Consider the following 24,312-nt stretch of genomic DNA (forward strand, 5'->3'; position numbering starts at 1 on the left):
CCGAATCAGGGCTAAAACAGGCATGGGCCGGCATTACCTATGATGCTCAGCGAATGCAGCTAGTTTCTGACAACCCTGATAACCTTCCTGAAGGATTTGTCCGCTGTCTCCACTACCAAGAAATACAACCCTCTCCTGGGGATGTTGTTTTTAATAAAATCCAGCGTATATATCTCCGCACCAGGGGACGCGGAGGCGAAGTCTTCCGAAAACAGGTGCCCGCCCATCAGGTCAATCACTCTAACCTTATACTGCTGGGGCTTATCTGAGGAAAGTTTCAGGTGAACTAAATGGTCAAAGGGGTTAGGGTAAGCCGCAGCGTTGTTTCCTTCCATGTTGTGCCCCGGCGGCGAGGATGGTTCCATGGCCAGGGAAACGGACGTACCACCCATTACTTCGAACACCTCGATGCCCACGATGGAGGGATTGTCCACCCCGCCTTCGGACTGCAGGGAACTCATATAGAGAGTCAATGAACCGTCCGTCACAGACACGTTGAAGGTCTCGGTGGTTGCCGTCCGCGGACCCACTTTGCTGGTGATGTCATAGTTGTCGAGCACCCTCGCGCCTTCCAGGCTTACGTCAAACACCCGCTTGCCGGGTTCCAGGTACCACACCTCGGCGAAGTGGAGCACCACCCTGTACTGCCCGCTTTGGACCGGGAAGGAGTAGGTGAGGGTGCGGTCGTTGCCGTAGCGCTCGGTCTGGTAGAGGAAGTCGTCCGTGGTGCCTGAGATCGCGTCGCCCGTGGTGTAGGTTCCTCCCCCGGTGTAGTACTGGTCGGCCGAGAAAGGGCCCAGTGAGGTGGATATGGATCCGTGACCCGAGTTCACGCGGTACAGCGCCAGCTCATTCACCTTGACCGTCACCTGGTCGGCCTTGCTCACCAATCCCTCCGAGGTCACCCTCAGGCTGAAGACGTAGCTGCCGGCCACCAGCCCGCTCACCGTGGGATCCGCCACCGCCTTGCTGCTGAAGGTGGCCGTGCCGGGTCCGCTCACCTGCGCCCACTCGTAGGCGGTGATCGGTCCCAGGGTACTGGTGCCAGAGCCTTTTAGCTTCAGGCTGCTCTCCGGAAGGGTGACGGTCTGGTCAGGGCCGGCGTCCGCCATAGGAGCCTGGTTGGTGACCGTGAAACCCACCGTCAGGCCAGTGCCAGCTATTCCGGTGCCATCGCCGTTGGAATACGGGGTGGCAGACAAAGTATAGTTCCCCGAGGAAGGCGTCCAGGCCGAGTACTTTCCGTCCGTGTCCCAGAACAAGGCATAAGGCGCGGATGTTTCTACCGTGTTCCGGGTTTCCTGGCCACTCAGGTTGAACACGATGCTGCCTACGGTTGCCGGAACGGTATTCGCACGTATGTTCAGGTTCCGGGACGGTAGCGTTGCCAGGTTGAAAGAGCTACCGTTCGTGATTTTATGGAGGTCCTCGCCCGTGTCTGCGTTGACTAAGGTAAAGTCCAGCACATAAGCATCGCTTGAGTTTTCCAATACGGTGACTTTAACCTGATCGGAGACGCTGATGAATTCCCCATTGTCTTTTACAACTAAACCAAAGACATATTCCCCAACCACAAGATTACTTATTTGAGGTTTAGCCTCTGTTTTGCTGCTAAAGACAGCTTGGTTGGGTCCGCTTTCCTGGCTCCAGGTATAGCTTACAACGGACCCATCAGAGTCAGTACCCGCGCCATCAAGGGTAGCACTGTTGGTAGGCGAAACAATGGTTTTGTCAGAGCCGGCATTTGCCACTGGGGGAGTGTTAACGGTAGGCACCTTGTAAACCTCGATGCCCGAAATCTTGGGGTTGTCCACCCCGCCCTCAGCGGCTAGCGCGCTCAGGTAAAGGCTGAGCGTGCCGTCCGTCACTTCCACGGTGAAAGTCTCGGTCGTGGCCGCGCGCGGTCCCACCTTCTTGGCGATATCATAGTTGTCCAGCACCCTGGTGCCTTCCAGGGTCACGTCAAACACCCGCTGCCCGGCATTCTGGAAATAGACCTCAGCGAAATGCAGCACCACCCGGTACTGCCCGCTAGGCATGGGGAGGGAGTACGAGAGCGGTCCCCACTCGTTGCGCTCGCTCTGGTAGAGCGCGTCGTCGTCAGTCCCCGAGATGGGGTCGCTCGTCGTGTAGGTGCCCCCACCCGAGAAGTACTGGTCAGCCGAGAATTGCCCCAGGGAGGTAGTCAAAGCTCCCCCACCAGCGTTTATCCGGTGCACCGCCTCATTTTGGTTTGAAGGGACACTGGTAGGAGTCATTCTGAATCCCTCAGTGGAACTGAGCAAAGGGAATCCCCCCTGGTCTCCGGCACCCGCCGTGATATAGAGCCCATTATTGCTTTCAATCACCTGGGTGCCATGCCGCTCCCCGATCAAATCTGCCACCCGGGCCCAGGTGTTATTGTTTACATCAAGCGCATGGACTTCCCTATGCGCATCTGATTGGCCACTTTCCCCCCCGATCACGATAAGCTCGTTTCCCAATGCCACGGTGGCGGCACCGGCCCTAGGGATGGGAAGGTTACTTCCGGAGGGCAGGGTGGACCACCGGCCGGTGGCAAACTCAAACACATCCACCTCGGGAACAGTCAAGGTAAATACCTGATCCGTGATCCCTGAGCTTCTTCGCCCCCCGGCCACATACAGCTTTCCATTGATGATGGAAGCATGAAAATGGTCTCTGGCCCGAGGGGCATCAGGGAGCGACCTCCAGGTATTGGTGGCTGGGTCATACTCATCAAACCAGGTAACATGCCCCGTCCAATGCCCGTCTGTAATCCCGCTTACCACATAGATCTTGTTATTATGAACTACTATGCCCGCAGAACCGCGCCTTCTGTTCGTGGGAATAGCTGCTCCTATAGTCCAGGAGTTTGTTGCCGGGTTATAGATGTGGATGTTAGCCACGGGTGTCTCGCGCGGGTATCCGCCGGTCATAGCCCCCACTACGTAGATAAGTCCATTCAAAGCTACGGCCTGGAAATGGTGCAGCTCCATAGGAACGGGAGCTTTGTCTGTCCAGGTTTTATTTACGGGATCGTACTCCTGCACTGGCATGATACCTCTCCCTCCAAGGAGGTAGAATTTATCCCCAGCCTGCACGAACCCATTTTCTTCCCGGCCGGTAGGGGCACCCGCAGTAGGGGTGATGGTTTGCCAGGTACCCGTTGCAGTTAGAGGGTCATTGGTTATTTTGAAAAAATCCCAGGTTGCGGTAAAGGGCTTGCCCTCCCGGGAGGTACAGATGATCCCGGCCGCTACTGGCGTGGATCCCTTCACCGTGTTCAAGAGAGTACCGCTTAATTGAATGGGTGAACCCAAGGCCGTGATGGCACCGCCATCTTTCGCGTACTTGGGTTGGACTACCCCGGTTACCGGATTGACAGCAAAGTATAAATCAAGGGTGGACCCCGGCACCCCACCCGGCAGGGAATACTGGTAACTGGTGGCAATCCCCCCGTTTTCATGGACCACTTCGATCCCCCCCTGACCGCCGTTCGCGTTCAAGGCGATCTTCAGGTAGTTGTCCTGGTCCCCGTTCCCAAGGAAAATCCCCTGGGACTGGGCTCCTGCTGGGGTTTCCCCATTGAAGAAAGGCCCTAGGATCCTACTGTGCAGGGTATAAGCCGAGGAGGTTGCCTTGAAACCAAATTGAAAGGCGTTCTCCTGGTTATTAAGGGCCCCAAGGGCGTCCCCCGGAGATACCGCCACCACGGAGAATGCGCCCACTGCGCCGCCCGCTATCAGGTTCTCGTCAAAGTACAGGTTATAGTAATCATTGGTGACCTGGCCGTTGGTCATCAACCCGGTGAAACCTACCCCAAAAAAACCAGTTCCCGGATCATTGTTGAGCAATTCATAATTGATGGGTAAAGTAGTATAGATCCCGTTGGTAGCGTCCAAAGGAAAGAAGTCTATGTCATCGCCTATGCCGTCATTGTCCTCGTCCGGGTCGTTCAGGTTAGACAATTTGTCGCCATCCTGGTCTGTCGGCATGCTGGACGCGGAGCAGGGGTTGGTGGCGTTATCAATCTCGTCCTGGTTCGTATAGCCATCAGAGTCATCATCAGAGGTGTTATAGCTCCCGGTGCACACCAGCACATCCTGCGGTTCAAAGACGGTGATGGCATCTGTCCCGTACGTGGTTGCCCAAACAGTACCCGGGAAGATGTCTTTGTCCCCCTGGGTGGTGATATCAAGTGGTTGGGAACCAAAGCCAGAGGCGAAGGGTAAGTCGGTGTTCGTTTTGTCAGACGTTGACTTGGTATTGGTGACATTTGTCCCGTCCTCGGTGGGCGTAATCCGGAAGATGTCCCCTGAGAAACTAGCCGCGAGCAGTGACCCTCTTAAGCCTCCATCGAAATTAGAGGCGGTATACTCTGCAATCCCGTTTGTAGATGTTTCAAAGTTAAGCAAGGTGTGGTCTGACACACCGGGCTGCTGGAAATCTCCTTCCACAGGGTTTGCTTGCGTCAGGGGCACCGGGGGCCAGTCCACAGGCAGGGGGTTGGCGTCGGAGGTACTGGTGCGCCACACACCGGATGAACCGTTATGCGTGTACATTCCGGCCCCTCCCGGGTTTGCCCGCAAGGGGTTGGGGTGCCCTCCGTAATGGCTGCCTGGCAGGTAGGTGGCAATATCCCCGATGTAGTGCAGGTTGTCCTTGTTATTGACCATCGGGTCATTCTCCCCAGGACCGGTCGAACCCGGCTCGTTGGGGAGGTAATTGTTAGTCACTGCCCCGTTTGGCCCTTCCTTATCGGGGTACCCACCCCATCCCTGGTTTGCACCGTTGTCAATGGTGTACATCCGGCCGGCTTTCCCCGGGGTTTTGGTGATCAACAAATCAAAAGCGTTTCTAAAGCCCGGGGAGTAGATCTGAACAGGCCCTCCGGGCACCAATTTGGCCTGGTTAAGACCGTCATTGCCCCCGAAGGGGTCCCCCGGGTCAGACCCGTTCACGTTTTCCCGGGTGGGGTCATCCAGGGTAGGCAGATCATATTTATAGGCGTTGTTCCCACTTCCCTTCGTGGCCATCGAATCGATGGCATCCAGGTCTACGGAAAGGATGGCCGCACTTAAAGCGAATTCGGTCAGATAAGCGAAGTTCACGGAGGCAGAACCCGCGTTGGTATGGCCCCCAAGCGCCAGGTAGAGGACGTTTCCCACCTCGTTCAACTGCATCCCGTTGGTGGAGTGGTTTTCCTCCGAGCGGGGCAGGCCCCGCACCAGATCCACCTTGGTCCAGCCCCCCCCTGATTTAGTGAGCCGGGAGATAACCCCTGAGTTGGTGTCCAGGTTCATATCCCCGCCCGGCCCCCCGATCCGGCTATCGCTGGAGGTAACGTACAGGACGGGGTTTCCCCCGGTTCCGGTGACCAGAAGGCTTGTCACCTGCCGGGTGGTGAGCCAACCCGGGGCCAAGGCCCCGTTATCGTCATGGTTGGGAATCTGGTTGATAAGGTCGATGGTCTCCTGAGCCGTTACGGAGTAGTCATTGCGCCCATTCCGCGTAATGGTCAGGATGTGAATGAGCCCATACTGCTGGGAGACATACAGTTTTCCGTCAGGACCGAACTGCAGAGAGGTAGGGTTGTCTATAGACACATTCCTTAACCCGCTCGCCGAGAAGTTGAACTGCGCATTTTCCAACATAACCCCCACCAAGTCTTCCGGGGGAAGCTTGGCTTTCAATTTCTTAGCCCTTTTGAGTTTGTCCTTGTCATCCTGGGCCCATGCATTCATATTGACGACGGACAAAAGCAGCATGCAAATATTCAAAAACAGGAGGCAGGTTATTCTACCTACACGAGTGTTAGTAAAAGGTATTTCCATAAATTAATAAGTTAATATGTTAATTCATTTACTTGTATACTAAATGTGTATTTTCTGCCTTACAGCAGGCTTCTATTCACCCTTCCTTGTAAGTGCAACCAATTCGGAAGGGGGGAACTACAAGTTCACGGCACGGCAAATGAAGCACTGTCTAATCAATTATTGACTTTAACCAACATGGATTTACATTTGCTAAACAGGAGAGGAAGGGAGGTATAGTGGCTGTTTTCCAAAGCTAGACCAGGTAGTGTTTTCAGGGTTCAATGCTAACGGCAGGGGAAACAAGCAAACTCCATGTTATACTGTCTATTAGCCTTCTCGACAGGGACGCATAAATGTATCCAAGGGTTGAAGCACAGAAAATTTGCGAGAAAGGGGAGGGGGAATAGTGAAATACAAGAGTTTGTAAAGCCAACAAAGAGACACAACCAACAGGTGGCTGATGGTACAGGAGGATATAGTGTAGGAATATAATAATTGTAATTCCTTTGTCCATGGTTTAAAGCAAATCTTTTCACCATGGTATTTCTTATTTCCTAATTTTTGATCTTAATCAATATAACAAAAGACGTTTTCTTATTTCTTTGTAGGTATCAGTTAAAATTATAGCGCTAATAAATACAGAAATCAAGTTTTAATACGGGTACATGCTCTTATTTTTATTAATATAAAAAGATAGAGTTTAAAATTTTCTTTCACAAGAAAAATCATTGGATTTTACTTTGAAGCAGCCTTCCATATAGCTTATCCGCGGTGAAGGATCTAAAAACAGGGGCAGCTCTAAGTTTAAAGCAAACAGGTATTCTGGATCAGGCTACCTCCACAAAGGTGGACGGGAGGTATTTTACGCACTCCTTTCCCTCGCCTCCTTCTAGGTGGACACCGCCGGCTGCTTTTAGGCCAGACTTCTACTTGGGATATCTGGGTCAAGGGGCAGAGAAACCAAACCCTGAAGTTTTCATTCAACTGCCTCTGCGGAGGCTTTCCCACGTTTTCGGCTTTTGCCTCTGAGAACCTGACCTTTTTCCGAACAACAATAACGGGACAGCGATCCTGCACATCGTGTTGAGCGTTCAAACAGGCGTATTGGTTGGGGGTCATGCTGAGAAACTAGGATGAAAGTAGACAGATCCCAAGGGTTCCTTTTTGTTATTCCTGGGTTTGTAGATATATTTGAGGGTGTAAGTATTTGGGAAACCAATTCCAAGGGGGGTGACGCAACCGGTGTCTCCCCTCTTTGCTTTCAACTTGGTTTCCAGTAAGGGAAAGGGAATGGAAATGTTTGAAGTACTTGATGGGACAGGCAGGAAAACCAAAGAACTACCAAGCAAAAAACGAAGGCCCGGTTACCTGTGGAAGGCACCTTTTTAATGTTTACGGAAGACAGTCTATACCTTCTGGCCCCCGTAAACCAGCATGACTGAGGCTCCCTTGCGGGCACCTACCGTAAAGGTAGAGCAGGTGCTTCTGCTCCGCGACAATCCCATTTCAGAACGGTTCACCACCATCCTGCAGCCCCCTTACTTTGGCAACTGTGCTGGATTAGCCATCAAGATATCATACGCTTTGGGGGGCTATTGCCAGGCGGCCTACGCCAGGGCCCAAACATTCGATGGGTTTAATTCAAAATTTCGGTCCTTACGCAAAAACTGCATCAGTTTAAAGCTTAGAGAGATTCACCAAACCAGTTAAAACGATGCGTGGTGGTGCACGAGTAGAACGGGGCCGGTGATAACGGTGGAAATGGCAACCATCACATTGTGGAGCTTTCCGCTTCATGCAAACTAAAAGGTAACCCATGGTGTTGGGCATGGCCTGTTAATAGGAAAGCCCCGGAGTTTGGTGGATATAATGATTTCCCGACAATTCTTTAATAAGGAACCCTGCGATATCCCTTCTGGATATCTTGAGTTTTGTGGTTTTGTCGTCAGGGGAAAACCCGTGCCGGTAGTGCCCTGTTTCCTCCCCGTCCGTGAACGCGGCGGGCCGTACGAGGGTCCAGGAAAGGCCACTTGCCATCACATATTCCTCCTGTAGTTCATGGTCAAGGTATACCTTCTTCAACAGCCAGCCGAACATGACTTTTTTCCAGAAAAAGTTCAGGTTCCCCCGGCTGTTGCCCGCCCCGAGGGTTGTCTGGCACACCAACCGGTCTACGCTGTTTCTTTTCATGCCGGAGATCACATTCCTTGTGCCTTCTGACCTGACGAGACTTGCTTTGCCCTTGCCTGACCCCAATACGACACATACCGCGTCATGGCCTGCTATAGCATCCTCTACTGCCTTGGCATTAAAGACATCCCCGGTGAAAACGCGCATCCCTTGGTTACCGGGATGCTCCAGTTTGGATTTGTTCCGGCAGAAGGCCGTCACGTTGAATCCTTGCTCCAGAGCTTTTCGCACTACCTGTTTCCCTACTGAGCCGGTGGACCCAAACACAATTAGTTTCATGGTTTCTACGGTTAGATTACAAGGCCAAAGGTACTGGGAGCAACCGGCAAGGAATTGAACAAAACCGACAATCATGAATCTAAGGAAGCCTGGATGCGGTACTGTTTCGGGGAAAGGCCGGTGTACGACTTGAAAACCCTGGTGAAGTGGGACTGGTCCGCGTACCCATTGTCAAAGGCTACTTCCGTGAGCCTTCCCGAGGCAGGGTCCCCGACTCCCTCCAGTGAGCTTTGGAACTGGATGATCTTGGCGAACTGCTTGGGGGTAATACCTACCTCCTTCAGGAAGTTCCTCTCGAAGGTTCTCTCCGTGAGGGAAACCCGATCGCACATATCTTTGATCTTCCCATACCCTTGTTTCGGATTATGTGGTGAATGGTAGCCTGGATACGGTCATCTTCCCTGAGCTTGTGGGCAGAAAGCAAGGCTTCCACCAGGTCTGAGATAACCTCAACCTGAGTGGGCAAATCATCCGCCGCCAAAAGCCTCCCGTGGAATTTCCCTGCTTCTATGTTTTTCAGTTGGAGGAGATCATAACACTCATCGTTTAGGGCCTTTGGGTCCATGTTCAGCAGGTACTTCGAGGCAAAGGGGTAAAGCTGAAACACCACAAATTGAAAACGTCCCTGTGCGGACAAGGCCATAGGGCTCAGGGTCTGGCCGTAAAGGAAAAGACCGGAGAGCTTTTTCCCTGCCGGCAGCATAAAAAGACCGTGTTCTGCCTTTTGGAACATGATGCCTGGGTAGCCATCCGCATAAAGGGGGTACTCTAGTGAACCAGAGGGATCCTCAGAGGCATCCATCATGATGCAATTCACATAGCAGCGAAGGCTTTTGCGCACCTGGTATTGGGGGAATTGCATATGGTTAAGGTTATGTGCCCTTATGGCAAACCGTGCTTGACGGACTCGTATAAGCGGAGGCCCTACCTGCGGGCACCCAATGTCAGCGAAGGTAGTTTTTCTTTTTTGCTTTCCTGTCCCTATCCATGCCACTGAATGCCGGAGGCAACATTGCTGGCTTCTATTCTCAGTTTTTCCCCTCCTTCATCTCCACCCTTTGCATCCAGTGTCTTTGATTGAACGTTGGGAAATTAGTTCTAGGGTAAATAATACCTGATACATATGCATTTTTAAGATGTTATTCAATCTTTTAATAAACAACCACAGGACAGAGCAGGATAATATAGTGTTCTGAAGAGACTAGTTTAGAGCTACTCAGGTGCCTCCCTGTTCCGCCGTGATAGCAGGACAGGGAGGCAAGGAATCCCTGAAAACAGAAGCAGGGTTGTGCTTGGCAGTATGTTACAGCGTCCCCCTTGACCGAACCAGACAGCAAGTGCCCGAGGTGAAGTTTATCATAGGGGAGTCTTTTGCGGTGAGCGGTATATAGATCGCTGGCAAGGCAGGTTTTCAGGGAGCAGCCCGTGATATTACCTAGCAATACGTGCGGCTTTCATTCCGTTCCAGTGCATTTTCGATAAAGCGCAACAAGCGGCGCAGGGGGTACTGGGATTATGACGGAGGCCCTTCACCATTGAATTAGCTCCAGGAAGGGATGCTGCTGCTGAGAATCTTTTGGGTTCATGCAGTTGCCGGCAGAGGCATCTCCTCCAAAAAGCCGCCTCATACAGGAGGGTGGAAAGGTTCTACCTTCCCCAAGTTGCAGGGACCTGTCATTCAGGGAGCCTCGGGCTTTAAAATCTATTAATCAACTTATTGGGGAAAAACCATGGTAAAGGAAGAATTGATGGGAAGTGCCAGAAACTGGGTATTGAGGGAAGCAGGTTGTGCCACGATTGTGGACCTGGGAAAATTAAATGATAAAGAGCAATATCCAAGTCTGATAGGGTTGGGCTCCTATGGGAAGAGTGTCGCAGTTGAAGTAATTCCCTGCCTGGAGAAATACTTGAAAGAATGGAAGGCCGGCAAATTTCTAGCGCCGCGAAAAGGCGTTGGGAAGTTCAGGTTTATATGTGTCCCGGTGGATCTGATCAGCAGGGAAGAATTGCCAAAAAACTGGGGTTTGCTGTATGCCGGGGCAGATGGTCAGATTACTTCCCCTCATAATCCCTACTGCCCGAAACGCGGCAATGTCTGGCGCAACGGTTTTGACGACCATGGCATGGATGACTTGCTGCGTCTGGTCGAATCACATGATCATTCCTTTAAGAACCTCCAGTACAAGAGCTTACTTCATTAAGGACATGAGAGGCCTTACGGCAGGGTGTTTGGACGATTAAGCGAAGTTCTTTACCCTTTTTACCTAACCTTTCCTAGGGGATTTGTGCCCAAAGTCCCATCATAAACTTTGAAGGGCACTCACCCAGTCGGATGTGATTAATGCATGAAGGACAACCCGGAGAAACGTATTGAGCCCTGCCGCGGGTTACCAAGGAAGTGTAGGGGTCGAATCTCCTCTCATGCAAAAGAACCGAGATGAATCATGATAAAACACCTGGTTTTCTCCCTTCCACCTTGGCCCCAGAGGGAAAGCCCGTGAAGTTTACCTGTGTCTGGAACTTTAACCCAAGTGGGGGGGGGGAAGCTTGTAGGCCAGTAAGGCGAGCCGGCGGTTTACCTGCGCTAACTGTTCAAGGATTAACCCTATTACGTATCTTTGCGGCATGCCTTTCCTGGGTGATAAGGAAAGTACGGAAAAGCTTGGGTGAGGTATGGCAAAAGCCACCAAAGAACTCTCCAAAAGGTTCTCCGCTGCAAGCTGAACACAGGCAACCCTATCCAGTCAAACGCTCTGAAGGGCATCATCAGAAGAGCCTCTTCCAAATTGGGAGAAAGGTTGTTGTTAGCCTGTATTATATTTGTGTTAAATAGCTTCGGCAAAAAACAAGTAGTAAAGTATGGAGGACAGGTACCGGAACAAATCAACTATCGAAGAGATCAGGCAGCGGTTCGACAAGGATGTGGAAAGGTTCTCTGACCTAGAGACCGGGCAGCAGGCCACCATCGACGCCCCCCTTTCGCTCGAGCTGGTCACCGAGGCAGCCCAAAGGGTAAACCCTGATGCCAAAAACCTGCTGGATGTGGGCTGCGGCGCTGGGAACTATACCCTGAAGATGCTCACGAAGGTGGCCGACCTTAACTGCACCCTTGTGGATTTATCGGAACCGATGGTGGAAAGGGCCAAAGCAAGGGTGGGGCAAATCACCTGCGGAAGCATCTCAGCCTATACCGGGGACATAAGAGAGATCACCTTGCCGGAGGGCCACTACGACATCATCCTGGCTGGGGCAGTGCTGCATCACCTGCGGGATGATTGTGACTGGGAATCCGTGTTCATGAAGCTGTTCAGGTCTTTGAGACCCGGGGGCAGTCTCTGGGTGTCTGACCTGATCAGCCATGATTCAAGGGAGATCAACGGCCTTTTCTGGGACAGGTATGGCGCGTACCTGACCCATTTGGGAGGGGTCGGTTATAAAGAGAAAGTATTGGCCTATATCGAAAAAGAGGACAGTCCCCGCTCTCTGACGTTTCAACTGGACTTGATGAGGAAGGTTGGATTCCGGCAAGTGGAGATCCTACATAAGAACACCTGTTTCGCTGCCTATGGGGGAATCAAATAGCCGTTTCGTAAAGTTACCCCTTGGAAACTTGTACTGAAACCAAAAAACTAAAAGGGAATTCACAAAACCGGAAACCTTGAAAACGAGCGGTTTCAGAAATCCCACTGACCTCTCTCCGCGCATCTGCAGGGTGCAAAGGGTTTAAACCGCCCCAAGCCAGTACCTTTGGCTCCTGCTGGGTTTGCCTGTTTTTCAAGATCAGTGAACCGGCAGAAGAACCAAGTTAAACCCAAACCTGGACCTACTGTTTCTTACCTGATAAAAAGAGGGTTGTCAAAGCTCTGCTTGAAACGGCCTCAGTCCACCCTGTCTCCCTACGTTTGACGAAAACAGAAAATAAGGAAGGGTGGGGGAGTGATCTTGCTCAACTGCTGAGCCAACTCAAAGCCATTTGTTTGTTGGCGAATTGCTGCAACTCAAACTGGGGGGCAACTTGCTGAACAAGGTAAAGGAGCCTTTCCCTGACCATCGTATCCAGGCAATGGTTAGGGGATTGCAAGCGGGCCATCTTCTTGAGGTTAGTCCTCGCTAACCCGGCGATCAGATAGGCGGAAACCTCCTTTAAATCCTCCTCCAAGAGAAAGTTCTCCACCTGGCTGGAATCCATCAGTGCCTTTCTGATACCGTGGTCACGCACATGAAAGCTTACCGGTAAAGCTCTGGTTCATCCTTTCTTTTCTTCCAGCAACTGGGTAAGGTACTCCAGCAAAGGCTTGGCGAACTCTTTCCGTTTCAGGGCAAACTCAATATTGGTCTTCAGGAAATCCAGTTTACTCCCGATATCATGGCGTTTCCCTTCTATGGTGCAGGAGTAGAACTTCTTTTTCCCAAGCAGATTGACCATGGCGTCTGTCAGCTGCACTTCGTTGTTTTTCTTTTTGGGAGTTATCTTGATGGATTCGTAAATCTCTGGGGTCAGAATATACCGTCCCGCAATGGCCAGATTGGAGGGGGCCTCTCCCAACTCTGGTTTTTCTATAAGTTGGTCAATTTCCATGATGCTGTCGATAATGGCCCTTCCCCCCACAATGCCGTAACGGTTTACTTTGTCCTGGGGCACCGGCTCTACGGCAATCACCATTCCTTCGTACTGGTTGTAAATGTCAATCAGCTGTTGGGTCACGGGTATCACCGACTCCATGACGGTATCGCCCAGTAGAACCGCGAACGGCTCGTTGCCCGTGAACTGCTTCCCGTAAGATACGGCATCGCCCAGGCCATTTAATTCCTTCTGGTGCACGTAGTAAATATTGGCCATGTCAGAAATCTGCCTGATCTGCTGATAGAGGGCTTCTTCCTGCTTTTCAAGCAGCCGCTGCTCCAATTCAAAGTTCCGATCGAAATGATCGATGATGGCTCGTTTCCCTTTTCCGGTGATGATTAAAATCTCTTCAATGCCAGAATCTACTGCCTCCTGTACTACATACTGGATAGTAGGGGTATCTATAATGGGCAGCATCTCTTTAGGCTGAGATTTGGTGGCAGGTAAAAACCGGGTGCCAAAACCGGCGGCAGGAATCACAGCTTTTTTAATCATATGAGGTAAGTGGTTTTGTTATTCTTTGGGAAAAAGGAAGTTAAACACTATGGGCTACCAGCTCATATCCTTAAAGGAGCACCGGTTTGATTACCCGGGCGTTGATCTTGCGCATTTCCTTGACCAGCATGTTCAGCATGTCATCCCCATGGTACATGCCGATCACGGATCCGCCTGAACCGGTAAAGTTGGCAGAAGCCCCACATCTGCGGGCCACCTCCAACAGCTCCAGGTTGCTGTCGCTTACATGCATGATGTCCTTCCTGAAGTCGGCATTCTGGTCCATCAATTGATGCAATGCGTCATAGTCTTGGTCCAGGATGGCTTTCTTCCCGGCATCGGCTAAACCGGCAATCTTGTCTAAAGTAGAAATGACTTGCACATCTCCTTTTTCATACCTGGTTCTTATATCGTTCAACACCTTACCAGACACCTTGCCCAGTTCAGTTTTATAGGCAATGTACAAAGGAGGCAGTAAACTTAGCTCCAGGGGCTCATAATAGCCGTGCTTTTTCTCCAATAGCATCTGTTTGTCGAAGTCCATGTACACACAGCCTTCGTAGGTTTGGATGACCCGATCCTGTAAGCCCGCATTGATTCCCAGTTCGTCCAGTTCAGCCGACAACGCAATATTGGGCAAGGTTTCCAGCGGGATACTTACCTCGTAAAATTGCATCAAGGCCCGTAGGGTGGCAATCACAATTGCGCTGGAGCCAGCCAACCCTATCTGACGCGGTATATTGGAACCGTACCGGATAGTAAAGTTCTTATTGGCCAACGTAATTCCGTGCGCCTGGCAATACTCCAGAAATTTCTTAATGCTCGCTTTCAATAGCGGAATGCCGCCGTGGTAACCTGTTAGGTTAAGCTGCTCCTGTAGCTGGTAAATGTTTTTGAATTGGTTACTGTCCTGTTCTTGGGGCTCTAAGCTTAACTCAGGGGTTTGGTACAGTAAAATATGCGCGCCAAAGTTCTTTACGTTCAGCGAAATGGTTTTGCCATGGTACCCGTCGGAAGGGTTTCCCAGCAAGGCAGCTCTGGCGTAAGCACGGGATTCAAGGATCATCTGGTAGGTATTTTTACAAAGTCTTTTTGCTGTGCGAAGCCTAGGCCCCTAAGACCTCATCCGTTTTCTAAACTAAGAATAAGAAGTTCATTAGCACTTGATTCATTTAGGGCTGCTCAGTTTGAGCACAATCTCCCTACTTTTTTTGCAACCATTTGCTATAAACAGCTTGTTATTATTCCTTTAAGGATGTTGATCATGTCAGTGTGTTTCTGGAAAGGGAGTCCATGGACAAGCCCATCCCAGGAAAGGCACAGGAACCATGCAATAAACCTAAGGTATCCCTGCCCCATGGTCATCCTGCACTATCCTGCCTTGCTTAGGGATACTATGTGGGGCCCCATCACCCATTAAGTAGCTTACCTTTCGGCGTACTCCTCCCCTTTAGGGGAAGGAACGTCCCAAACCTTGGGCTACAAGGGTTGATTGGAGAGCGTGGGATCTTAGCCGAAGATTTTGATTGCACTAAGCGTAGCCCCACCTCCTGCAATCAAAGGAGTAAGAAGCAACTCCGAAGGCGGCAATCGGCTTTGCCTTGGAAGTGAAAGGCAGGGCGTTTTACCTATTTTTCAGCAGCACCATTCCTTCAGCGGCTGCCTGTCGGGTTAGCTCGGCGTTGCCTTTCAGGTCAGGCTTGTTCGTGTAGTTGTACTTTTTCATCACCAGTGACTTGAAAACCAGCTCCAGAATTCTTTTAACGCTGTATCTACAACCTCTTTAGGCAGCTTCCCGCTTTTAATATCAGCCATAATGGCTGGCTTTTGAGTTGGGAAGCCCGGCATCGGAAGGTCGTTGGCTGCAAATAGCTGCTCAGGAACATTACTGTTTCCCTTCAATGCCTCAAAGCCAGCAAACCCTACGAACCAGTCTGCCACCACAATACCCTTGAAGCCCCACTCATAGCGGAGTATATCGGTCAGCAGATCTTTTCAGGCGGAAGCATGAGCCCCGTTTAACACATTGTAAGATGACATTACTGTCCAAGGCTGAGGCTCTTTCACGGCAATCCCCAAGCCTTCCAGGTAACTCTCACGCATGGTCCTTGGGCTCACAAACGCATTGATCGAAAGCCGTTCGTCTCTGGATTATTGGAGGCAAAGTGCTTGATGGAGGTACCCACGCCATTGAACTGAATACCCTTCACCATTGCAACAAATTAGCCGGAGACAAGCGGGTCTTCCGAGTAGTACTCAAAGTTGCTGCCGTTTAGCGGGTTTCGATGAATGTGGAGGGCAGGAGCCAGCAATACGTCCGCCGTACTGATTAAAGTTCCTAATTCAGTGATTGGGTTATAAATAGCTATAGCTTACCGTGATACTGCTAAAGGTCACTCCCATGTTTCTTTTTAGCGCTGTTATGGGCAGTGTGATTGGGCAGTACTTTTTTTTCACCTAAAGTAAAAGGAAACGCAAAATGTCGTTACCCTGTCGACCTGGATGAACCATAGGACAGGCAATCGCCAACACAAGGCTAGAGACCTTGGCCTAGCCGACGAAACAGGTGAAAGGACCTGGCCCCATGAAAGAAGAAATAATAGACTTGGGGGAGGTAGCCTCCATGCTGAGCGAAGAAGGCCTTAGAGCCGGGTTTGGTTTATATAAGCCCACCTATGGGAATAGGAAGAAAACAAAAATGCCCCGGCCTGTTATCCCGGGGCATTTCTAATGGGCAATTTCAAACTATCATCAGCGTACCGCTGATTTAGTGGTTTGTCCGGTGCCGGCCGCTACCACTTTAACCTGCTAAAGGATATCATCCTTTTCTTTTAGGCTGAAGCTTTGTTCTTAACTTTTTCCAGTCCACTATACTTGTTTCCTTCCCAAGGTCAATCCCTGTGCGCCTAAAGTCAATGTATCCCCTCAGGGGGGCTTTGGTGTCAATTGCCGCAGGCGCCTACTTCGTCTCCGTGGGCTAAATGAGCCTTAACCGCGCTTTGGGCCACGCAAAGGGTTTGTCCTTTGTGGCAGATAAGCACCTTGTCGTTTTTGGCACTCAATGGGTCGCAGTCCTGCGCATCGACTACCCCGTCATTGTCATCATCAGCGTCACAGGCATTGCCCTGGCCATCCCCGTCAGTGTCCAGTTGATCGGCATTGGCTAACATTGGGCAGTTGTCGCTGGCATCCAGCACCCCGTCATTGTCGTCATCTGGGTCACACGCATCACCAAGACCGTCCCCATCGTTGTTCTCCTGGCCCGGGTTGCTCAACGAGGGGCAGTTGTCCTCATCATCGTTAACCCCATCACTGTCCGTATCCTCGTTTAAGCAAAACTCCAGATTATCAACAAAAACGCTGTTTGGGAAAATCCCTGCACTTGTAACCTCCACGGACCGTATACCGGACGCCTCCAAATAAAATTGCAAACATTTTATCAAACCCGAAGCTAAGGTCATGGTTTGAGAGGCAAGGACAGTCCCGCCCGCATTCTCCCCGCTGTAAGCCCTGACAGTGATGACATCCTCATCTCCGGCGAAATCACCCGAAGTCAAGCTCACTGAAATCACCGGCTCCGAGAAATTAAACAGAACGGATGGCCCAGTAAAAGGAATGGTCTGCAATGACGGACCACCACACCCGTTAAGATTAAAACCACTAAGTACCGAAACAGACCCTGTGGTACCGTTGGGGCCGGTGGTTATGGATACCCCCTGTGCGGCGAAGGCCCCCGGCGCTAGCAGGCCACTAGTTAGCGAATTGAAGTCTATCAGGGTACAGGAGCCACTGGTGCTGGCCAAATCCTGGCCTTGGATCATTTTGGAGGCCGAGGTTTCCAGGGAGGACCCGTTCGGCTTAATACCTCCGGCCGCAGTAATCTCTTTACTTGAAGAAGGAGTCACAGCATCTTGGGGTTCTTCTTCATTACAGGAAAATGCAAAAAGGCAAAGCCCTGCCAGTAGGGTGTGAAGTCCAAATTTTTTCATAGGATAAATAATTGGATTTTATGGGTGAATTGATGTACATAACTACTGAAAGCCAAAACTTTCGCAGGAGAATGATGAGCAACTCGGTAAAACCGGGCTGTGTGGGGAAGGGGGTAAGTAATCAGGGAATATAATGGCACCGCCTCTATAGGCCACTATACAGTTGATTTCAAAGGACAGGAACGTTGCCACGGGAATGAGGCAATTCTCCTGCCGAGGGTATGCTTGGGTTGGAGTGCACTGGTAAATCAAGAAGCTGAACCAAACGGACTAGATTAAACAGGATACTTCCTGTTCTATTGGTACTTAGAAAGGTGTTTTTACTTCAAAGAATGAGTTAAATGTAGATATATGTTTTATAAATGCAAAGTATTCTTAATATTTTTATGTAATAATAAAATGCAGCTTTTCTAAGATTCTCGGGAGCCACATTAGTTTTAAGATATAAGGCTGGCTGACATACAACATGCTTACCGCTTCGGAAGCTATGAGGACTTTATTAAACCTAATCGGCGTAACCCTTATACGGGTTAACTAAATCATGTGCCTTCCCCTAATCCTTCGCTGGAATAAAACTTAACAGGAAATTCATGATTCAGCAACATTCCCTTTGCAGTAAGCAACAACCTTTGCAGAAATGATCTTTATGAAGAAATATTTCCTGATTTTTAGTTTACTCCTGATGTTGGGCTGTACTGCTGGCAGCAAAATGCAGCAAGGGAAAGCATTGACCATCGCCTTTGGCTCCTGTAACCGGCAAAACTTACCTCAGCCCATGTGGGATGTGATTGCCAAAGACAAACCCGATCTGTGGATCTGGCTGGGCGATAACATCTACGGTGATTCGGATGATATGGCAGTACTGAAGGCTAAGTATGATCTGCAATCAAACCAGGAAGGCTACAAAAGATTAACAGCCCAAACCCCCGTGATTGGCACCTGGGATGATCATGACTTTGGCCGTAACGATGCGGGGAAGAATTACCCTTACAAGAAAGCCAGCCAGCAGTTAGCGCTTGATTTCTTGAAGGAACCAGCCAATAGCCCACGCCGGCGGCAGGAGGGTATCTACGCAGCCTATGAGTATAAACTGAGTAAGAAGAAGGTTAAGGTTATCCTTTTAGACATTCGGTACCACCAGGATTCTTTGCAAAAAGAGAGCAATAAAGCCTATATACCTAATACAACAGGCGATATTCTGGGGGAGGCTCAATGGCTATGGCTGGAGAACCAGTTAAGCACCAGCACAGCGGATGCCCACATTATTGGTTCCGGCATTCAATTCGTCTCTGATCAGCATCCTTACGAGAAATGGGCAAACTTCCCGGCTGCCCGCCAGCGGCTTTTCGATCTACTGGTTAAGACAAAAACCAAGGGAGTGGTATTGTTAAGCGGCGACCGGCATATCGGCGAGTTTTCTCGGATAGACATCAATGGACTGGACTATCCGGTTTATGACATCACTTCCAGTGGGCTAACGCACTCTTCCGTTGACAACACCAGTGAACCCAATCGTTACCGGGTAGGACCCTTGGTTAACCAAAAACATTACGGTTTATTCCGTTTATTGGAGCAAGGCGGAAACCTAGTGATGGAAGTTGATCTGAAAGGTGAGAACGGTAAACCTTTCCATACCGAGAAGATCGAAATCAGGAATTAACTTACGCAGCACAGCGGTTGATTTACCTTGAAAGGACTGGCAGGCGCTGGTCCTTTTTATTTTATACATAAACATAAATTAACATATCCCTGCTTTTGATAACTATTCCATCAAGTAGGGCTAACCACGACTTAATATGCTTGCTCTAGCTTTGCGCTAAATCTAAGCATATATGAGACGAATTCTATCTTTAGCTATTTTAATGGTTTCCCTTACCCTCATAACAGGGCAGCAGGTTTTAGCGCAGTCTACTGATGCTTCTATCTCTGGAGTGATTACCGATCAGAGTGGCAGCGGATTGCCCGGCGTAACCATTTTTATTAAAAATGAATCAACAGGTTTTCAGACCGGGGCGGCAACTAACACCGAAGGCAAATATTTCTTCCGGCAGTTGCCTTTGGGTGGCCCCTACATAGTAAGAGCCACCTATATCGGCTATACTACCCAGGTACGGAATGGCCTGGCTTTAAACTTAGGCGATCAGCTAACCATTGATTTCACGATGCAGGAGGCATCGAATAATTTAGGGGAAGTGGTGATAACGGGTAATGATGCCCTGAATAGCCGCATAGACCGGTTAGGCAGTGCTACCGCCATTACTTCCCAAACCATTCAGCAAATACCGGCCCTAAACCGGAACTTTACCAACCTGTCAGCCTTGGCGCCAACCACGAACGGTGGCAGTGTAAGCGGGCAACTGCCGTCTTCCACCAATTACCAGATTGACGGCGTTAGCGCCCGCAACAACCTTACCTCCGGTGCTGTTGGCAATGGCCCTTATTCACTCTCCATCGAAGCAATCCGGGAGTTTGAGGTAAACACCAACGTGTACGATGTGACGCAAGGCCGACAGGGTGGGGGGGCTATAAACGCAGTGACCAAATCCGGAACTAACACCTTTACCGGATCAATCTTTGACTACTATCGCTCCGATGCCTTGGCCAGCCCTTACGACATCAGGGGAAATAAACGCACCCAGAGTTTCACCACCAACCAGTACGGTTTCAGTTTAGGCGGGCCCATTATCAAGGACAAACTGCATTTCTTCACGGCCCTGGACCGGCAGGATGAATCCATGCCGTTCTTTATTGCCGATATAAAGAGTGACGCCGACGCCAATGCCCTTCGGATCAGTAAAGGGGCGTTAGATACGGTGATCTCCATTGCGCGCAGTAAATATGGGGTAAGCAATAACCCGCAGGTAGGGGAGTTTGGCCGCAAAACCTTGGCCAATACGTTCTTTGCCCGCCTCGACTGGCAAATAAACGACAAGCACCGTTTAACGTTACGCAACAATTACAGCGACTGGAACAACCCTACCAGCAACAATGACAACTCCCCTATTAACTTATTCGAGGTCTGGGGAGACTTTAAATCCCGGGAAAACAGCACCATGGCCTCGCTGCGTTCGCAATTCAGCCCTAATGTCCTGAATGAATTGAAAGTGCAGTATCAAACCGTAACCCGCGACTATGTGCCTAACCCAGAACTTCCAGCCGGGAATATTCCGCGGGCGATTGTAACGGTGCGTTCCAAACTACCCAACGGCACTATGGGGAACACGCAGGTGCAGTTAGGCGGGCAACGCTATTTCCCGGAGAACAACCTCGAGAACCAATTGCAACTGGTAAACACCATGTATGTATCCAAGGGCCGGTACAACTATGCCTTTGGGACTGACAACACCTTGACTTACCTGGATACCTATATTTCCAGCGAGCAGAATGGCCGCTTTATCTTCAACAGTGTAGAAGAGTTTGATAACCTGAACCCGTCGCGTTACGCCCGGGAAGTGCCGCTGCAGGGCGTTCCCTCGGTGCAGCAGTATGTCCTGAATGCTTCCTTATTCGGGCAAGTGGAATTTGAGCCGCTTGCCAACGTGACCGCCATGGCCGGTTTGCGCTGGGATATGACGAGTTACTTGACTGCCGGTGATTACAACCCGATTGTAGCGCAGGAACTAGGTTTACGGACAGACAACAACCCCACCGACTGGAACAACTTTCAGCCCCGACTACAATTAACTTGGGATGTGAAAGGGGAAAGAAGGAACATTTTCCGGGCCGGCACCGGTATCTTCTCGGCTAACCCGATTAACTATGCGCAGGTGAATAATATTCAGAATAGCGGCACCAAAGTAGCCTCGGTGGATGTAACCCGGCCAGCAACTGGCCCTAACTTAGTGCCGGTACCGGATTTCCCCGCCTACCGCCAGGATCCCTCTACAGTACCCGGCCTGATTCCCGGCGTGCCTACGGTTTCCACCATCAACCTAAACAGCAAAGACCTGCAGGTGCCCTCCATTTACAAAGCGAATGTGAGCTTTAATAAAATCGTAGGTGAGTGGTTGCGTTTCGGCGTGAATGCCATGTACACCTATACCAAGAATAACTACGTGTATCTGGACCGTAACCTGGTAGACCAGCCTTATTTCACCTTAGCCAACGAAAATAACCGGGGTGTGTTTGTGCCGGCTAACAGCATTACCCCAGCCGGGATTACCAATAACGTACTAGGCCGTAAAACCCAGGCAGTAGGACGCACGCTGGAATTTACGAATGGTGCGAAGCTACGCCAGATGGCGTTGGTGGTGGATGCCAATGTGCGTTATTTCCGGGATGGCTATTTCAATGTCAGCTATACGTTGAACGATGCCAGGGACAATACTTCCTACAACGGCAATGTTGCCAATACCTCCACCTTCCGGCCGGTTAAATCCGATCCGCGCAGTTTAGAGGAGATTAATTATTCGGATAACCAGTTCCGGCATAAAGCAGTCTTTTTTGGGTCAACCCCAACCTTCAAAGGTTTCTCCTTCAGCGGCCGGTTCACCGGTATAGGCGGCACCCGGTATTCCCTTACGGTAGACGCCGACATCAACGGTGACTTCGTAGGTGGTCCTGGTTCCGATAATGACCTTGCCTTCGTGTTTGATCCCAGTGCCCCTGAGCTAGACCCAGCGGTAAGAGCGTCCATGGAAAAGATTCTATCCAATCCGGATAACCGGGCTCAGCAGTATATACTGAATAGCTTGGGGGCTATCGCTGATCGGAACGGGGGAAGTAATCCCTTTTCCGGCACCTTTGATGTGCGCCTACAAAAAACCATCAAAACCTTCGGGACGCAAGGCTTAACGCTGAGCGTGGATGTATTCAACTTTGCGAATTTGCTGAACAGGGATTGGGGCGGCAACTATAATCTAGGGCAACAGAGTCTTCTGTTTGTGAATGGCTTTGATCAAAACACGCAAATTTATAAGTACCGGGTTAACGAAAACGTAGGCGTAACGCAAAAGAACGGCACACCCTACCAGATCCAACTCGGGGCCCGTTACTCATTATAATTGATTAGAAATGGAGAGAGTTCTCAAAGGGTTCTCTTCTAACCTCTTCTGAGAATCCTCTGAAAAAGGTATCTACAGAATCACATGTGAAGGCTGCTGCTTTAGTTGTAGCACAAGCGTTGTTTCTATCACTCAAGATAACTCCCACATAAATGAAATATTTAGCATCCACTTTGTTTTTAAGCCTGTTCCTTCTTGGTCAGGTATTTGGCCAAGCAGCTAAGCATGTATATGTTATCAGCATAGATGGGTTTCGGCCGGAATTCTATCAGGATAAATCATGGCCAGCACCTAACTTGCAACAAATGGCTTTGGGTGGCGTGCAGGCAGATGGCGTTAGGGGCGTGTTCCCGAGTGTGACCTATCCATCCCATACCACTATCCTTACCGGGGTCATGCCTGCCCAACACGGCATCTACTATAATGCTCCTTTTGAGCCGGATGGGGCTACCGGGCGTTGGTATTGGGAGGAAAGCCTGATCAAGACCCAAACCATGTGGGATGCTGTGCGCAAAGCCGGTTTGAAATCCGCTTCGGTATTCTGGCCTGTATCGGCCGGCGCGCCCGTTGATTACAATATCCCGGAAGTGTGGTCGCTGGATGAAAAGGTGGACCGGGTAACACCCATCCGTCAAGGCGCCTCCCCAAAAGGGCTTTTTGAGGAGATCGAACAAAACGCCACTGGTAAACTCCGGGAGAAGGACTTGAACAGTGACTATATGATTGCCGACGAAAACGGAAGCCGGATGGCCGCTTACCTGATACAGGCCTATAAACCTAATCTGTTGACCTTTCATATCTATACCGTCGATCACGCGGCCCATGGCGAAGGCAGGGACGGTGGGCACGTCCGGAAAGCGGTGGCTGCCGCCGACCGGGCCGTAGGCAATATCTTGGAGGCTATAGAGAAAGCGGGGATCAAAGAAAGCACCGCTGTTATCATAACTGGCGATCACGGGTTTGTTGATATCAACCAAAGTTTATCTCCCAATGTCGCTTTAGCCAAAAACGGGTTGATAGGTAAAGGCAAAGGGGAATGGAAAGCGAAGTTCCATACCTCCGGGGCGGCAGCTTTCTTGCATCTCAAAAGGAAAGGAGACCACAGAACAGTGAGCCACGTCAAAAAGATACTCTCGGACTTGCCAGAGGCGCAGAAAAAGCTGTTCCGGGTAGTAGAGCGGACCGAGCTAGATAAGATTGGGGCCGATCCAGATGCTGTGTTAGCCCTGGCCCCCGTACCAGGCGTAACCCTGAATGCTGCAACCGAGGGCGAGATATTGAAAGCTGCCAAAGGGGGTACACATGGTTTTTTTCCGGATTTTAAAGAAATACAAACAGGTTTTATCGGTTGTGGTGCTGGGTTCAACACGAAAACCACTTTGCCCCTAATGGGGCTGGAAGATATTGCTCCTCTTGTTTACAGACTATTAGGGATTACCTCTGAATCAGCTGTAACTTCGGAGCCTGCCGTTTTAAGATCGGCTTTAAAATAGTTTATTATTTGAAATACTTTTAAAGGGGCCCTATTCTCCTGAATAGGGCCCCTTTTTTGAAATTTAGTGGTTAATCTTTTCAACAATTGGAGGATCAGATTAAAAAACAATGAGAGTCATATCAGTAACAAAGCTAATTTGACTCTCAATTGTGTCTATTATAAAAGCCAAATACTTTACATAAGAGGCATTATGGAATAGTTGTCAAACTAAAGTTCAGTTGATGTCCAATAGTCAGAACCTTTCATCTTGAACCCCTTTGCTTAGTAAGTACCATCTCAGCAGGTGGAAACCTTCTTTGCTCACGTATTTCATGGGGAAGTTTAGAGCATTCTAGCTCAACTTTTTTCCAAATTATAACAAAGGAGAAGTTGAGTTCCAATCCTATGTTAAGCTTGCCGGATCCTTTTGCCTATAAAGCTA

At 50.2% G+C, this 24,312-nt stretch carries 16 protein-coding genes; 7 read left to right on the plus strand and 9 right to left on the minus strand.

What is annotated here, in order from left to right:
* Window positions 1-59 precede the first annotated feature (59 nt).
* Window positions 60-5,834, minus strand: a complete 5,775-nt coding sequence (locus DC20_RS21800; RefSeq protein WP_157593456.1) for a malectin domain-containing carbohydrate-binding protein — start codon at window positions 5,832-5,834, stop codon at window positions 60-62.
* A gap of 1,416 nt (window positions 5,835-7,250) precedes the next feature.
* Between DC20_RS21800 and DC20_RS21805 the strand changes: the two genes are divergently transcribed.
* A complete protein-coding gene (locus DC20_RS21805) occupies window positions 7,251-7,526 on the plus strand; it encodes a hypothetical protein (RefSeq protein WP_062546155.1) in 276 nt (91 codons plus the stop codon).
* 126 nt (window positions 7,527-7,652) lie between these two features.
* On the opposite strand, the gene DC20_RS21810 is transcribed toward DC20_RS21805, so the two are convergent.
* The 3 genes from DC20_RS21810 to DC20_RS21820 form a co-directional block, all read right to left on the minus strand.
* On the minus strand, window positions 7,653-8,285 hold the full coding sequence (locus tag DC20_RS21810; protein ID WP_062546156.1) for an NAD(P)-dependent oxidoreductase: 633 nt from the start codon (window positions 8,283-8,285) through the stop codon (window positions 7,653-7,655).
* Window positions 8,286-8,356: 71 nt separating this feature from the next.
* A complete protein-coding gene (locus DC20_RS21815) occupies window positions 8,357-8,617 on the minus strand; it encodes a helix-turn-helix domain-containing protein (RefSeq protein WP_062546157.1) in 261 nt (86 codons plus the stop codon).
* The gene (locus DC20_RS21820) at window positions 8,566-9,147 is read right to left on the minus strand and encodes a DUF6597 domain-containing transcriptional factor (protein ID WP_062546158.1); all 582 of its coding nucleotides are present in this window, start codon (window positions 9,145-9,147) and stop codon (window positions 8,566-8,568) included. Before DC20_RS21820 ends, DC20_RS21815 begins: the two co-directional genes overlap by 52 nt.
* A gap of 868 nt (window positions 9,148-10,015) precedes the next feature.
* Between DC20_RS21820 and DC20_RS21825 the strand changes: the two genes are divergently transcribed.
* Both DC20_RS21825 and DC20_RS21835 read left to right on the plus strand, forming a co-directional pair.
* Window positions 10,016-10,486: a hypothetical protein gene (locus DC20_RS21825; RefSeq protein WP_062546159.1), complete on the plus strand. Its 471-nt coding sequence runs from the start codon at window positions 10,016-10,018 to the stop codon at window positions 10,484-10,486.
* A gap of 658 nt (window positions 10,487-11,144) precedes the next feature.
* A complete protein-coding gene (locus DC20_RS21835; protein ID WP_062546161.1) occupies window positions 11,145-11,867 on the plus strand; it encodes a class I SAM-dependent methyltransferase in 723 nt (240 codons plus the stop codon).
* Window positions 11,868-12,231: 364 nt separating this feature from the next.
* Here DC20_RS21835 and DC20_RS21840 read toward each other — a convergent pair whose 3' ends face one another.
* The 4 genes from DC20_RS21840 to DC20_RS23505 form a co-directional block, all read right to left on the minus strand.
* Window positions 12,232-12,504, minus strand: a complete 273-nt coding sequence (locus DC20_RS21840; RefSeq protein ID WP_157593458.1) for a hypothetical protein — start codon at window positions 12,502-12,504, stop codon at window positions 12,232-12,234.
* 27 nt (window positions 12,505-12,531) lie between these two features.
* On the minus strand, window positions 12,532-13,404 hold the full coding sequence (gene galU / locus DC20_RS21845; protein WP_062546163.1) for a UTP--glucose-1-phosphate uridylyltransferase GalU: 873 nt from the start codon (window positions 13,402-13,404) through the stop codon (window positions 12,532-12,534).
* Between the two features lie 70 nt (window positions 13,405-13,474).
* The gene (locus DC20_RS21850) at window positions 13,475-14,470 is read right to left on the minus strand and encodes a mevalonate kinase family protein (RefSeq protein ID WP_062546164.1); all 996 of its coding nucleotides are present in this window, start codon (window positions 14,468-14,470) and stop codon (window positions 13,475-13,477) included.
* A gap of 659 nt (window positions 14,471-15,129) precedes the next feature.
* Window positions 15,130-15,348 carry a hypothetical protein gene (locus tag DC20_RS23505; RefSeq protein ID WP_062546165.1) on the minus strand — a complete coding sequence of 73 codons (219 nt, stop codon included), beginning with the start codon at window positions 15,346-15,348 and terminating at the stop codon, window positions 15,130-15,132.
* A gap of 640 nt (window positions 15,349-15,988) precedes the next feature.
* Here DC20_RS23505 and DC20_RS23010 point away from each other — a divergent pair.
* Window positions 15,989-16,135, plus strand: coding sequence for a hypothetical protein (locus tag DC20_RS23010; protein ID WP_157593460.1), 147 nt, complete (start codon window positions 15,989-15,991; stop codon window positions 16,133-16,135).
* Between the two features lie 211 nt (window positions 16,136-16,346).
* Here DC20_RS23010 and DC20_RS21860 read toward each other — a convergent pair whose 3' ends face one another.
* Complete coding sequence (locus tag DC20_RS21860) at window positions 16,347-17,393, minus strand: thrombospondin type 3 repeat-containing protein (RefSeq protein ID WP_062546166.1); 1,047 nt, start codon at window positions 17,391-17,393, stop codon at window positions 16,347-16,349.
* Between the two features lie 646 nt (window positions 17,394-18,039).
* Here DC20_RS21860 and DC20_RS21865 point away from each other — a divergent pair.
* The 3 genes from DC20_RS21865 (at window position 18,040) to DC20_RS21875 (ending at window position 23,889) form a co-directional block, all read left to right on the plus strand.
* Window positions 18,040-19,053 (plus strand): alkaline phosphatase D family protein, encoded by a 1,014-nt coding sequence (locus DC20_RS21865; RefSeq protein ID WP_062546231.1) that lies wholly within the window; start codon window positions 18,040-18,042, stop codon window positions 19,051-19,053.
* A gap of 172 nt (window positions 19,054-19,225) precedes the next feature.
* On the plus strand, window positions 19,226-22,396 hold the full coding sequence (locus DC20_RS21870) for a TonB-dependent receptor (RefSeq protein ID WP_083470477.1): 3,171 nt from the start codon (window positions 19,226-19,228) through the stop codon (window positions 22,394-22,396).
* Window positions 22,397-22,548: 152 nt separating this feature from the next.
* Window positions 22,549-23,889, plus strand: coding sequence for an alkaline phosphatase family protein (locus DC20_RS21875; RefSeq protein ID WP_062546167.1), 1,341 nt, complete (start codon window positions 22,549-22,551; stop codon window positions 23,887-23,889).
* The last annotated feature ends 423 nt before the right edge of the window (window positions 23,890-24,312 follow it).

Origin of the sequence: Rufibacter tibetensis (genome assembly GCF_001310085.1) — a bacterium.
Taxonomy (GTDB): domain Bacteria; phylum Bacteroidota; class Bacteroidia; order Cytophagales; family Hymenobacteraceae; genus Nibribacter; species Nibribacter tibetensis.